Here is a 12,329-nt window from a genome sequence, read left to right on the forward strand (position 1 = left end):
ATGGACTTGGACGCTTCATTCTCTCCCGATGCAATCACCCTTTCCGCAAAGAGCGAGCGAGCAGGTCTATTGCATCGGTTAGTGCGCCGTAGTGTCAAATTTGATCTCCAGAACCTGAATTCCGACGAACGCTCGCTGGCATATGCCATCGCCGATCTGCGTGCGGCAGCGGACACGCTCGACGAACAGCTTTCGATCGATTCTGATCGCATCGTGATGTCGCATCGTATCGCTGCGTCTGTCTCTGGTGAAACGGCCGCTGTACTCGGTCTGCCGCCTCTGGTGGACATAACGCTGAAGACGGATGCTGAGGGAATTGTCGGTTCGTCAGGTTTCCGGCTTAGATACGAATGGTCGCGTAATGGTCAGCGGCAAATGCCACGTCGGACTGGAGCCATCCTTGAAACAGCAAACGGTCTGCGCCGAATTCCTGTGTGGATGCTGGACGCAATCGCGATCGCCGACGCTTACCGGCCGGATGGAAACGATGCCGCCGATTGGGAGGCGCTCGGACGTTTCCGCAAGGCACTTGATCCCGGTGCCGTCGGCGGAGCCGTGGACGAGGCGGCGCGCATCTCGATGACAGATTTTCTGAGCGGTCTCGAGGTGCGACTCGTCGACCGCTTTTCACTCTCGCCAAAGGGGGAGGCGGATTTCGACGTCGTCCCATTCTCGGGGGATACCTTAGAGGCACACGGCAGCACCGAAGCCTCGGAGGTTTCCGAGTCCATGAGCGAGGTCCAGGGACTAGACCTGCAGCGCTTCCAGACCTTGGTGAGGGGAAGGGGCGCGCTACCGGCCTATCGACTATCTCCCGGTCGTTATGTGGTGGTGGAACGGTCGGCGTCGCCAGCCCTTGCAGTCATGGCTGAAATGCAAAAAGCAGCACCCGAGGAGCGGCGCGCTTTCATCCGTAACCCTTTGCCAAGAGTAACGGAAGCGATGGAGGCGCAGCTCCGTTCTTCCGGGCAACTGGACGGTTTGTCACCGCAGGCCGAGCAGGAAGCCATCGAGTCAGCGGTCGGTCCCGTGCTGGTCGAAACACGTGAATTTTCCGAACGGGTCACTGGCGTCGTCAAGTATGAAAAGCCAGGTCTCGGCGAATTTGAGGATAGCGGAACAAGCTGGCTACCGGAGGACTTCAGTGCGCGCCTGATCGACATACTAGACAAGCAGGGCATTGCCGAGCTGCAGACCTTGCGCGAGCGCGTCCAGGATGCAATCGAGGCCGGGCGATCGACGGTGGATTTCGAGGGTTTAGAGGTTCCCGCTCGACCGGAAATGGTGAAACTCATCGATGAGCGGATGGTGTCAGACGACACCGACGACGGTGGCAAGGACGAGGCAAAACCAGAAAAGGTGGGTCCATTCGTTCTCGATACGGAAGTGAACTACGACGATCTCAAATGGCTTGCGAAGCTCAAGCCGCGCATGTCCGAATTACCGGACACTCTATCCGATGACATTCGAACGCCCTTGAAGGGTCATCAGAAGGAAAGCTTCACCTGGCAGGCCGGCGCGTGGAGGGCCGGATTGCCGGGTGTCCTGAATGCAGATGAACAGGGCCTCGGCAAAACACTCCAAACTATCTCCTTCCTTGCCTGGCTCAAGGAAGTGATGGCTCGTCCTCAAGCGCAGAGCAGGGGGCCTGTTCTTGTTGTTGCGCCGACATCCCTTCTCGAAAACTGGGAGCAAGAAGTCTCCCGGCACATGCACGAGCCGGGGCTGGGTCATCTCATCCGCCTCTATGGATCGAGCGTCGGGGGACGCAAGCTGATGGGAGCAAAGGGCAAGGACACGGACGACGGGGAGGCAAAGCTTGACCTCGGCGCGCTGCATGAGGCCGTGGCAGAGGGACGGGCGCATCGCTTCTGGCTTCTTACCACTTATACGACGCTGACAAACTATCAGCATTCCTTGGCTCGCATACCCTTCTCCGCCGTTGTCTTTGACGAAATCCAGGCCTTGAAGAATCCAGTCAGCCTCCGAGCGGTTGCTGCCCGTTCAATCAATGCTGATTTTCGGATTGGGCTTACGGGGACACCTATCGAGAATGCCACCGTTGATCTCTGGGCAATCATGGATCAGCTGGCACCGGGATCGCTCGACAGCCTCAAAGACTTCCGCCAACGCTATGCGAAACCGGAGGAGGGCAACATGGCCGAGTTGCACAGCAGAGTTTTTATGCCCCGTGGCGACACACCGCCGCTAGCTGTTCGCCGATTGAAGGAAACGGTCGCAACCGATCTGCCGCCCAAATCCCGTCGCATCCACCCCCGTCTGATGCCGAACGTCCAGGCCTTGGCATACGACGATGCCCGACTGAAACTTGCGCGCGGCGGCATGGGCGCGCAGCTCAAGATGCTCCATCACATTCGCAGCGTTTCCGTCCATCCGGCGCTGGACGTCAAAGCAAGCAACGACGAGTTCGTCGTGTCATCTGCGCGGCTGCAGGCTGCCATGGATATCCTGAAACGCATCAAAGCGAATGGCGAACGCGCCCTTGTCTTTATAGAGCATCGACAGATGCAATATCGCTTCATCGAGTTGGTTCGCAGCGAATTAGGCCTGCCGCGAGTCGATCTCATCAATGGCGATACGCCCATTCCTCAACGTCAAGCGATCGTGAACCGTTTCCAGCGCCATCTGGACAACGATGAGGGTTTCGACCTGCTTGTCCTCGGCCCGAAGGCAGCGGGCACAGGCCTGACGCTGACGGCGGCAACTCATGTCCTCCACTTGTCTCGATGGTGGAATCCAGCAGTTGAGGAACAGTGCAACGATCGCGTACACCGGATCGGTCAGAATCGACCTGTTACAGTGCATTTGCCCATGGCCGTTCATGAGGGTTATCGGGAGCAATCCTTCGACTGCCTCCTCCAAAGCTTAATGATGCGTAAGCGCAGGCTCGCCAGTTCGGCACTGTGGCCAATGGGGGACGTCGATGACGATGTTGCGGGCCTTCAGAAGGGTATGGCGGCCGAGCGGCTGGGCACGGAGGCAGACCCTCTCGGCAAGACTATGGCGGCCATGTTCGCTCGCGATGAGCTGGAATTGCCGCCGCGAGAAGCGGACGGTTCCTACCCCATCCATTGAAGTAGATCGGCAGATTTTCATGAACGATATTTGGGCGAGCAAAGGGCTGGTCATCGACGCGCCTTGGATCAGTTTGATCTTGAGCGGCCGGGGAGTAGACGAGGCTAACTCGTAGTCGAGGAGCCCGCATTCAGCGATCAGAATTCTTGTAGGTATTTGCTGAGGGGCCCTTCCTCCTCGCGCAGCGGATGGCCCAACCAAACTAGATTCAATGTTTCATCGCCGCTTGGTCGAGGGCAATAGTTGTTGGAGAGCTATCCGATTGGCTTCCCGTGCGGCCTCTCCCATCCATTCATATGTACCGTCGACGGTTTCGATTTGGATGCCTGCGCCGGTTAGGCGAGAGGTTATTGCAAGAAATACCTCCGCGCCTCGCGCGAGACGCTTTATGTCCGTGGCCACAAGAACATCAAAGGTTGACGGCGAACAAGTAGCCTGTTGCATCACCAATGTCAGACCGGGTCTCGACAGCGAAGCTCCAGATTGCGCAGCGTCGCGCGCCTCACCTACGACGACAAACGAACGGTCATATGCATGCTTTCGTAAAAGCTGAAGTTGCGCATCTGCGTTTGCGGTAGGCGCACTCTGGGTTTCGCCGGCAGACCTGGCGTAAAGAAATGCACGAATAGGACCATTTACAGGGCGCATACAGTTTCCTCCACGCATAGTTTTTCCTGTTCTCGAGACTTATGATCGCCTGTTGTTCCAAGTCACCCCCGAATGCCCATCGGCCGAGAAATTCCACTCATGCTCCGAAGCAAGCAAACGCTGGGCGCAAACAATGTGAATGTCGAGCGCCACTCATAGATTGCGCTTTCTCTAACAGAGCACGCGTTCTTCGCACCATTGGTGTTCGATCGCCGCCCGGTGTCAAAGGCTCGCCTCGTCAGGAGGCAAGGCATTCCTAGAAAATCTGACGAAGGCCCTGTCATGGTCGACCATTCCCAGTTCGAGCCGTTGCCCGGGCGTATGTTTTGTGATCCTAATATAAAAAGTGAACATGAGTCAATAAGTCATTGACTTTCATATGGAGTCTTGAGTTTTTTGTCGTGTAGATTTAAAAGTCTCAGTAGGGTAAATCCAGCGATACACGAATCTTGAGACCTCGAGTTTCCCACCTCTAGGACGAGCCGAAACCTGGCGACGCGCGTCGTGTCTATAGGTTGCAATCGCTTCGACTATGACTATGACTAATCGCCATCGTCAAAGGCTTGGTGGCATGGTCCTCACTGGCGGACATGCTTAGGCGCTCGCAGGCCGCAAAGAAAGCTGGCAATACCGCAGCTGCGCTCCGCTCCGGTCTCCCGCGTCACTGGCCTGATCTACCGTCTGCGTCGTGTTCTGCGGTTGCTCGGAGACAGGCTGCGCGTTCCCGAGGTCTGCTGTGGTCGCGGAGGAACAGGCAGCGTCACCACGGGCGCGACTTCGTTCTCGAGCGGAGCTTGCTCCGGCGTCGCCGGTAATCAAGGATTAAAAGCTCGGCATAATTTGAACGCTTTGGAAGACCGGGTATGCCGGAAGCGGAAATCTTTGTCTGCATCCGTTACTCCGAAAGGCATGCGGACGATCTTGATACATCAACGATGGCCAAGTTTGCCAACTGGACCAATCTAAGCGAGACGACCTTCCTCCTAAAGCCGACGGTCCCGGATGCTGATTATCGCGTCAGAATTTTCACGCCGCATCAGGAGCTACCCTTTGCCGGACACCCGACTTTGGGTAGCTGCCACGCATGGCTGACCTTGGGCGGAAAGCCAAAGCAGCCAGTTGTCATCCAGGAATGTCAGGCGGGTTTGATCCGGATCAGAAGAGACGGCGATATCCTCTCATTTCTGGCTCCAGATTTGATCAAGACTGGACATATCGATAACGATCTAATGAAACGAGTTATGAGCGGTCTAAGTCTGTCACCTGAGATGATAGTCGATGCGAGTTGGGTAGACAACGGTCCCGGTTGGATGGCCTTGCTCCTGAAAAGCAGAGACGATGTCCTACGTGTCCGTCCGAACTACCAGAGTATTTCCGGACTAAGGGTAGGCCTGATTGCACCATGTTTGGGGGACGTCGATGGTGTGGATTTCGAGGTCCGCGCCTTCACCGCCGCTGGTTACGAAGACCCAGTCACTGGTACCTAAATGCGGGTTTGGCAAAATGGCTCATTTCCGCAAATCTCGCCCCGCCTTCATACATCGCTGCGCAAGGGACGGTCTTGGGTAGGTCAGGGCGGGTACATGTCCGGCTCAAATCTGAAGATATTCGGGTTGGCGGCAATGTCATTACCTGCATAAACGGAAAAGCTATCCTCTAAGACAGTCATCGACCTGAGGCCGATGACTGCAATCGGCGCTTTCTTGCCTACTGAAAGTTCCTCGATAATTGGTGGGCTCGGCATAGTTTCGGACTCGGGGTAAAATCCCGATCTGCATATCGATACGCTGAAGGTGAAGAGCCGGAACTTCCACCAGGGCGCGATCCAGGAGCAAACCGGAACAGGACACCACTTCAAATGCGGCTGGTCACGTTCGCTGCCGCGAGGCTGCATTCTGAATGCAGCAATTCGCCGTTCGCGGAAAACGGTGGATCACATTGTCGTGATGGATATTTCAGGTTGAAGTCTTTGACATGAAAAAAAATTTCACATGACGTTTTTTATTTTCAGTATTGAAAGACGCCAACTTGCTAACTTTGTAAATGAATTTTACGTTGCAGGGGCGATTAAAACGTCTGGTTCCATCGCATAATTAGTCCGCTTTACGCATCAATAAATTGTGTCAGTATCAAGCGGTGCCGATCAGTTTGGAATCCCATTTCGCAGTCTCCTAAGCCTGTAACGATTTTCGGAGCGATGCATGAAAACGGACGACGGACAGAACCCATCCCGGCAAAAGGGGAAAAGCGAGAACTGCGCTGCTGAATTCTCTCTTGCTGGTGGCCACGCTGGATCGGCGCGGCCAGTCGTTACCGTGGATGTGGATAGGTATCAGTTTTGGCTAGAAGGCACAGAACTGAGTCCCTCCCAGAAGGAGGAAGTTATGCAGTCTCTGTGGTTGATCGTGATGACATTCGTCGAGCTTGGTTTCGGCGTTCACCCCGCCCAGAGCGCCTATGCGTCAAACTCCACAGGTGACGCAGTCGAACCGGAGACGGCTCGCGATACGGGCAGCTCGGGAAGTCGGGCTTTGCACACTTACCAACGTCTTCGTCCGCCTGGGAGCAAAAAATGAATCAAGAAAGCAATGAGCTAGCCTGCACCAAGGACGCCATCATATACTGCCGCATGTCTAGCTCCATACAGGATGCGGAGAGCGGCTCAGAGAACCAGAAGCAGGGTTGCCGAAAATTTGCCGAGGTACGCGGCTACAAGGTCGAAGCAGTCTCCGGTGGACGTCTTGGAGGCAAACAATGAAAAACAAAAGCATAGAGCTGACCCGCACCCCAAAAGCGATCGTCTACTGCCGCGTATCCAGCACGAGACAAAAGACTGAAGGGAGTGGCCTAGAAAGTCAGGAGCATCGTTGCCGCCAATACGCCGATCAAAAGGGCTACGAGGTGGAGGCCGTTTTCCCCGATGACGCGTCAGGCGGTGGTGATTTCATGAAGCGGCCTGGAATGGTCGCACTCCTTAGTTACCTCGCCGCTCAGCCTAAAAAGAGCTACGTCGTCATTTTCGACGACCTGAAGCGATTTGCCCGAGACGTAGAGTTTCATATGAAGCTCCGCCGAGAGTTCGAGAAACTCGGAGCACAGATCGAGTGCTTGAACCTGATGTTGGAGGACACCCCTGAGGGTAAGTTCTTGGAGACTATAGTCGCCGCGACGGGGGAACTCGAAAGGTCAGCGAACCGTCGTCAAGTCATCCAGAAGATGATAGCAAGGCTTGAAATGGGTTTTGCAGTGTTCGCCCCACCGCTCGGGTATAAGTATGCGGCCGAAAGAGGACGTGGAAAAATTCTGGTTCGCGTAGAGCCTGTCGCATCCATTGTCTGTGAAGCTCTGGAGGGCTTTGCATCTAAGCGTTTTCTGTCACATGGGGAAGTCAAGCGGTTCTTAGAGGCGCAGCCCAGTTTTCCCAAAAATGCCCGCGGCGAAGTGTACTCTTCGCGGGTTGAGCGCATGTTATCGCATCTTGTCTATACCGGCTACGTCGAATTTCCCGAGTGGGGTGTGTCGCGGCGAAAAGGACATCACGAACCAATCATCAGCCTGGAGACGTTTGAGCGAATCCAGATGCGCCTGCACGAAGGAACGACGGCTGCCGTGCGCAAGGACCTCAATGAGGATTTCCCGTTGCGCGGCTTTGTCCTTTGCGATGATTGTGGTCAGCCAATGACAGCCGGCTGGTCGAAAGGGCGCTCGAAACACTATCCATACTATCTTTGTGATACACGGGGTTGTGAATGCTGTCGTAAGTCAGTCCGGCGTGACGAGATCGAGGACGGGTTTGCGGAACTATTACGCACCCTCCAGCCTACGCAAGAGCTCTATGGTCTGGCAAAAGCAATGTTTACTGACGCTTGGAAAATGCGGGCCTCAGAAGCCATCCGTGACAAAAGCGAGTTGGAAAATCAGGTCCGGGGCGTCGAGAAGCAAATACAGACTTTGCTCGAACGAATTATCGAGACGGCAAGCGATACAGTTATAAAAGCCTATGAAGGAAAGATCGAGAAGCTCGAACGTCAGAAGCTGCTTCTTGAGGAAAAAGTCGATCGAATCTCGCCTCCGACACGTAAACTGGATGATTTTATCGAACCAGCGCTCGCGTTATTATCAAGTCCTTGGAATATCTACGAAAATGGAAATCTGCCATTTAAAAGGGCCGTACTCAGGCTGGTGTTCGCCGATCCAATTCGGTACTCGCTGAAATACGGCTATCGAACCGCAAATACCACTATACCTTTCAAGATGTTAGCAAGCATCTCGAGTGTGAACGGAGAGATGGTACGCCCTAGGGGAGTCGAACCCCTCTTCCCAGAATGAAAATCTGGTGTCCTAACCGATAGACGAAGGGCGCTTCCTTCGTGGTGGCGCCCTTATAGTCAGGCGTTTTGAATCCCGCAAGCGGAATTGCGGTTTTCTTTCAAAAAAATGACAGGAAATCCGAGTGTGTTCGAGAAGCTGATTATTGAAGCTGAATCAATAGGCTGCCGCTTGTTTCTCTAACGAGACGAGGCGGTGTTTCCGTAACGTAATGCGAAAATCGCGCGGCCGTCAGATCGCTCTTGCCGTCGTTATCGGTGCGCGCTTGCCGCCGCAGCCCCAGTCCCAGTCACGGGTTTTGCCGGTATCGAGGTGAACCGAATCGGTGTGGCAGTAGGTGCCGACGCCGCCGCGGTCCGGCAACGAGCGGATATAGGTGGCGATATTCCATTTCGTCACACCGTCGATCTGGATGTCGGCCGCCTCGCAGCTCTTGTGCATCGATTCGTCGGCGCCGCCGACGAGGCGGTTATGCTCTTCGTCACGGTAGCCGGAGGTGACGATGACCGGCCTGCCGAAATGACTTTCGACCATCTTGATCACTTTCAGCAGGTCGGGCTTGAAGCAGCCGACCTCGACCTTGTCGTTCTGAAGATGCAGCCCGTTCGGCGCGATGCGCGTCATGCCGGGCAGCGCCGCCTTGTGCAGCAGGCCGGAGAGGCTGCCGAGCAGGTTCTGCTTTGGCGCGCTGTAAAGCGCGTTCATCGTCGAGGCCGGAATGCTGGCCGTCGCCAGCGACGCCGTTTGCACGGGCGCAAGCTGCGTGCTGCTATTCTGCGAGGATTGCTGCGGCAGCACCGGCTCCACCGGCTGTGTGGGCACGGGCGGCTGGCTGTAGACGCTGCTTCGCGCAGGTGCTGCACCTTCCACCGGCACATAGGCCTGCGGCTGAATGACGGTGGACGTGCTGTTGTTCTGCGGCGCCGGCTGGTGATCGGAAAAGATGCTCATCGCCTGCGCATTGATCCGGGTCGACTGCAGGACGAGTCCGCCAATATTGGCGGGCGCCGCCGTTGCCGAGCCGGCGGGCGGGACGGCTGCATTCGGGTCTTGTGCCACGACCTGAGGCGCACCCTGGACGCCGGAGATGTTGACGAGCCGGGGATCCGTATAGACCGAACGTGGGGCAGGGCTTGCAGGCGCTGCCGTGGCCAGCTCAGGTGCTGCGGCCGGCACAGTCGGAACCACCACCGCCGAATCGAGTGCCTTCTTGTCCGACGCGCAACCGGACAGCGCCAGCATCGAGGTGGCGATCAGCAAAGCGCCCGTCACGGGCATCCGCATTTGCATCTTACGCAAGCGACAGTCTCCAGTTGAATGCGGAAAATAAACGAAAACGCTTCTATTCCGCTTCGAGTCGTCAGGAGATTGCCTGCGGCGTCGGCTCGCGGCAAGCGCCGAGGCGCCGGCCAGACCCGAAATCGAAAAAGCCGCAAGCCTCGCAAAAGCCTTGCGGCGAAAACCCTTACCAGGCGCCGGTATTGCCCATCGAGGCCCAGGGTTCGGCGGCCGGAAGCGGGCTGCCCTTCTGCAGGATTTCGATCGAGATGCCGTCGGGCGAGCGCACGAAGGCCATGTTCCCGTCGCGCGGCGGCCGGTTGATGGTGATGCCGTTGTCCATCAGATTTTGGCAGGTGGCGTAAATATCGTCGACCTCATAAGCGAGGTGGCCGAAATTGCGACCTCCGCTATAATCTTCCGTGTCCCAATTGTAGGTAAGCTCGAGGCAGGGAGCTTTTTCGCTGCGCGCACGGTCGAGATCGTCGCGAGCAGCCAGGAAAACCAGGGTAAAACGGCCCTTCTCGTTTTCGTGGCGGCGAATCTCCTCCAGCCCGAAAAGCGTAGTGTAAAAGGTGAGTGAGGCGTCGAGGTCTTTGACGCGCACCATTGTATGAAGATAACGCATTCTATTTACTCCTTTATTGGGGCTAGCTTTTTTCGGCGAGCCGAGGTCAGCTTCGGGCAAGTCATCTTTATAAAATGTGCACCTGGGAATAACCGAAAACTAGGACTTGCGCTTATCCGTTACCAAGATGTTAATCTTGATTTCAAGAATCAGTTAACCGTAACAGTGTGACGCGTATTCGAGGGGCTGGCGACAATGGCTGACAGGATTTCATCGAACGAATACTCCGACCTCGACGAGCTATCAGGAGAGGCGGTCGATCTTGTTGAAATCACCGGCGTCGTCAAGTGGTTCGACGTGGCCAAGGGTTTCGGCTTCATCGTGCCCGACAACGGCATGCAGGATGTTCTCCTGCACGTAACCTGCCTGCGCCGCGACGGTTACCAGACGATCCTTGAGGGAACGCGCATCGTTGCCCTCATCCAGCGCCGCGAGCGCGGCTACCAGGCTTTCAAGATCCTCTCGATGGACCAGTCGACCGCGGTTCATCCCTCGCAGCTGCCGCCGGTGCGCACCCATGTGCAGGTCACCGCGACGAGCGGCCTCGAGCGTGCGCTGGTCAAGTGGTTCAACCGCACCAAGGGCTTCGGCTTCCTGACGCGCGGCGAGGGCACTGAAGACATCTTCGTGCACATGGAAACGCTGCGCCGCTTCGGCCTGACGGAACTGCGCCCCGGCCAGGTGGTCCTCGTCCGCTTCGGCGACGGCGAAAAGGGCCTGATGGCCGCAGAGATCCATCCTGACGTTCCGAGCCCGGCAAGCCGGTCGCACTGAACATGCGCGGCCTAATCCTATTTGATGCCATCAGAAGCGCCTTATTGGCGCTTTTTTTCATGGTCGCGCTGCCGGCTTTGGCTGACGAGGAGATACGGTTCGACAAGGAGCCGCTGCTCATCCAGACCGCTACGGGCAAGGTGCTGCATTTCACCGTCGAAATCGCCTCGACCCCGGATCAGCGCGCCCGCGGCCTGATGTTTCGCAAGACGATGGCCGATGATGCCGGCATGATCTTCGATTTCGACCAGCCGCGGCGCGTCACCATGTGGATGGAAAACACCATCCTGCCGCTCGATATGCTTTTTGCAGACGACACCGGCACGATCCGCCACATCAAGGAAAAGGCAGTGCCCTATTCACGCGACATCATCGATTCGATGAGCGCGGTGAAATACGTCGTCGAACTCAACGCCGGCATCGTTGCCAAACTCGGAATCAAGCCGGGCGACAGGATCGTCAGCGCCACGACGACGAAGAAGGCGAAGTGACGGCGCGCGACCACGAGCAGGGTGCGCCTGTCAAGGAATTCAACAATATCGGGATATTTGAATGGTCGGAGTGGAGAGATTCGAACTCCCGACCCTCTGGTCCCAAACCAGATGCGCTACCAGGCTGCGCTACACTCCGTGCCGTGAATGGCAGGGGAGATACACGGTTCACTTCGCCGTCGCAACCCATAAATCCAGCTCTGGCCGAAGATTCCTCGCAGGACCTGTGGATGCAAGACAGAAAAATCTTGATAGGTCGCCAGCCTGCTTGCCGGGCGCACGAGTTCGGTCTGTCTGGCGCAATTGTACGTCAGCACAGGGCTCCCTTAGCCGTGGGCGATCAGGCCGATATATTGGGCGTAGCTGATGGCAACGTAGAAGAACGCCGTGATGCTAGCGCCTATCACAATGGCATTGAACTCCGCCGAACGTCTCATCATGAGCTGCAAATCCACTGAAATCGATTGAGCCGTAAACTAGTGCCGAGGGAAGGCAGCGGCAATCAGGTTATGATCACAAGGTGAAACAAGCGGAAATATTGCGAAATCCGCCGGCAATCACCGGATTTGAAGGGGAGGCGGTGTCGGCCGTCATGCGAACGGAGTCGGCAGGCGTGTCGCACACCGCCTTTTTTCTTGAAAAAGCGGGGATTCGCGGCTAAGCAAAATTCATCTCTTGGCATTATTCTCTGCCAAGGCCCGAGAACGGGCCGGCAACGGGATTGAGACCATGAAAGGCGGGCGCTTGCCCGCATAGTCGGAGACGCTGCAGTCATGTCTGCCAAGATCTATCGTCCAGCCAAGACCGCCATGCAGTCCGGCAAGGCCAACACCCATCTCTGGGTGCTTGAATACGATCAGGAGTCGGCGCGCAAGATCGATCCGATCATGGGCTACACTTCCTCGGGCGATATGCGCCAGCAGGTGAAGCTCACCTTCGAAACGCAGGAACTCGCCGAAGCCTACGCCCAGCGCAACGGCATCGAATACCGCGTCATCGCACCGAAGGATCCGGTCCGCCAGGTCGTCGCCTATCCGGACAATTTCCGCTATACCCGCACGCAGCCCTGGACGCATTGAGATTTC

At 56.5% G+C, this 12,329-nt stretch carries 10 protein-coding genes and 2 tRNA genes; 7 read left to right on the forward strand and 5 right to left on the reverse strand.

Annotation, left to right across the window (positions count from 1 at the left end; genetic code table 11):
• The gene (locus RWK44_RS05360) at positions 1-3,096 is read left to right on the forward strand and encodes a DEAD/DEAH box helicase (protein ID WP_316028501.1); all 3,096 of its coding nucleotides are present in this window, start codon (positions 1-3) and stop codon (positions 3,094-3,096) included.
• Positions 3,097-3,312: 216 nt separating this feature from the next.
• Here the strand turns inward: RWK44_RS05360 and RWK44_RS35030 are convergent, their stop codons facing one another.
• Complete coding sequence (locus RWK44_RS35030) at positions 3,313-3,762, reverse strand: recombinase family protein (protein ID WP_409999395.1); 450 nt, start codon at positions 3,760-3,762, stop codon at positions 3,313-3,315.
• A gap of 845 nt (positions 3,763-4,607) precedes the next feature.
• Here RWK44_RS35030 and RWK44_RS05365 point away from each other — a divergent pair.
• From RWK44_RS05365 to RWK44_RS35035, 3 genes are all read left to right on the forward strand, one after another.
• Complete coding sequence (locus RWK44_RS05365; protein WP_316028502.1) at positions 4,608-5,231, forward strand: PhzF family phenazine biosynthesis protein; 624 nt, start codon at positions 4,608-4,610, stop codon at positions 5,229-5,231.
• Between the two features lie 714 nt (positions 5,232-5,945).
• Complete coding sequence (locus tag RWK44_RS05370; RefSeq protein WP_130761849.1) at positions 5,946-6,320, forward strand: hypothetical protein; 375 nt, start codon at positions 5,946-5,948, stop codon at positions 6,318-6,320.
• A gap of 178 nt (positions 6,321-6,498) precedes the next feature.
• Entirely contained in the window at positions 6,499-8,073 is a 1,575-nt protein-coding gene (locus tag RWK44_RS35035) for a recombinase family protein (protein WP_410056131.1), read from the forward strand.
• On the opposite strand, the gene RWK44_RS05380 is transcribed toward RWK44_RS35035, so the two are convergent.
• From RWK44_RS05380 to gloA, 3 genes are all read right to left on the reverse strand, one after another.
• Positions 8,033-8,107 (reverse strand) — tRNA-Glu (locus tag RWK44_RS05380). The genes RWK44_RS35035 and RWK44_RS05380 overlap by 41 nt on opposite strands.
• 197 nt (positions 8,108-8,304) lie before the next feature.
• The gene (locus tag RWK44_RS05385; RefSeq protein ID WP_410056132.1) at positions 8,305-9,363 is read right to left on the reverse strand and encodes a YcbK family protein; all 1,059 of its coding nucleotides are present in this window, start codon (positions 9,361-9,363) and stop codon (positions 8,305-8,307) included.
• 175 nt (positions 9,364-9,538) lie between these two features.
• Positions 9,539-9,979: a lactoylglutathione lyase gene (gene gloA / locus RWK44_RS05390; RefSeq protein ID WP_012757288.1), complete on the reverse strand. Its 441-nt coding sequence runs from the start codon at positions 9,977-9,979 to the stop codon at positions 9,539-9,541.
• A 195-nt stretch (positions 9,980-10,174) separates the two neighbouring features.
• On the opposite strand from gloA, the gene RWK44_RS05395 reads away from it, so the two are divergent.
• Both RWK44_RS05395 and RWK44_RS05400 read left to right on the forward strand, forming a co-directional pair.
• The gene (locus RWK44_RS05395; RefSeq protein ID WP_012757289.1) at positions 10,175-10,753 is read left to right on the forward strand and encodes a cold-shock protein; all 579 of its coding nucleotides are present in this window, start codon (positions 10,175-10,177) and stop codon (positions 10,751-10,753) included.
• 2 nt (positions 10,754-10,755) lie between these two features.
• The gene (locus tag RWK44_RS05400; protein ID WP_168281808.1) at positions 10,756-11,244 is read left to right on the forward strand and encodes a DUF192 domain-containing protein; all 489 of its coding nucleotides are present in this window, start codon (positions 10,756-10,758) and stop codon (positions 11,242-11,244) included.
• 62 nt (positions 11,245-11,306) lie between these two features.
• On the opposite strand, the gene RWK44_RS05405 is transcribed toward RWK44_RS05400, so the two are convergent.
• Positions 11,307-11,383 (reverse strand) — tRNA-Pro (locus RWK44_RS05405).
• A 634-nt stretch (positions 11,384-12,017) separates the two neighbouring features.
• Between RWK44_RS05405 and RWK44_RS05410 the strand changes: the two genes are divergently transcribed.
• A complete protein-coding gene (locus tag RWK44_RS05410) occupies positions 12,018-12,323 on the forward strand; it encodes an ETC complex I subunit (RefSeq protein WP_131642223.1) in 306 nt (101 codons plus the stop codon).
• Positions 12,324-12,329 lie beyond the last annotated feature (6 nt).

It is taken from the genome of Rhizobium sp. 25PS6 (genome assembly GCF_032464655.1).
Lineage (GTDB): Bacteria > Pseudomonadota > Alphaproteobacteria > Rhizobiales > Rhizobiaceae > Rhizobium > Rhizobium laguerreae.

Coding starts and splice junctions, on each gene's coding strand:
- RWK44_RS05365 (WP_316028502.1), top strand. CDS start 4,608: ATGCCGGAAGCGGAAATCTTTGTCTGCATCCGTTACTCCGAAAGGCAT.
- RWK44_RS05410 (WP_131642223.1), top strand. CDS start 12,018: ATGTCTGCCAAGATCTATCGTCCAGCCAAGACCGCCATGCAGTCCGGC.
- RWK44_RS35035 (WP_410056131.1), top strand. CDS start 6,499: ATGAAAAACAAAAGCATAGAGCTGACCCGCACCCCAAAAGCGATCGTC.
- RWK44_RS05370 (WP_130761849.1), top strand. CDS start 5,946: ATGAAAACGGACGACGGACAGAACCCATCCCGGCAAAAGGGGAAAAGC.
- RWK44_RS05395 (WP_012757289.1), top strand. CDS start 10,175: ATGGCTGACAGGATTTCATCGAACGAATACTCCGACCTCGACGAGCTA.
- RWK44_RS05385 (WP_410056132.1), bottom strand. CDS start 9,363: ATGCAAATGCGGATGCCCGTGACGGGCGCTTTGCTGATCGCCACCTCG.
- RWK44_RS35030 (WP_409999395.1), bottom strand. CDS start 3,762: ATGCGTGGAGGAAACTGTATGCGCCCTGTAAATGGTCCTATTCGTGCA.
- RWK44_RS05400 (WP_168281808.1), top strand. CDS start 10,756: ATGCGCGGCCTAATCCTATTTGATGCCATCAGAAGCGCCTTATTGGCG.
- RWK44_RS05360 (WP_316028501.1), top strand. CDS start 1: ATGGACTTGGACGCTTCATTCTCTCCCGATGCAATCACCCTTTCCGCA.
- gloA (WP_012757288.1), bottom strand. CDS start 9,979: ATGCGTTATCTTCATACAATGGTGCGCGTCAAAGACCTCGACGCCTCA.